At 57.9% G+C, this 254-nt stretch carries 1 protein-coding gene; it reads right to left on the bottom strand.

The window, feature by feature from the left end; translation table 11 throughout:
* Positions 1-254, bottom strand: a 254-nt coding sequence (locus tag Q675_RS0119490) for a reverse transcriptase domain-containing protein (RefSeq protein WP_031211877.1), incomplete at both ends; no start/stop codon positions are given.

Raw genomic sequence — 254 nt, 5'->3', positions numbered from 1 at the left:
GATACCAGTTGATCAGCCTGAACAGCGGCCTGTCCGGCGTATGCCGTTTCAAACGTGCCATCAGGCGATCATGGTTTACCCGATCGAAGAAAGCTTCCAGGTCCAGATCCACTACCCAGTTGCGGCCTTCCCGAGCACAATGCTGTACGTATCGGACTGCCTGATGGGCAGAACGCCCCGGGCGAAAACCGTAGCTGTGTGGATGGAAGCGGGGTTCCCAGTCCTGCTGGATCACCTGAGCGATTGCTTGCTGG

The organism is Marinobacter sp. EN3 (assembly GCF_000475315.1).
Lineage (GTDB): Bacteria > Pseudomonadota > Gammaproteobacteria > Pseudomonadales > Oleiphilaceae > Marinobacter > Marinobacter nauticus.
This window is presented reverse-complemented; position numbering and strand designations above follow the sequence as displayed.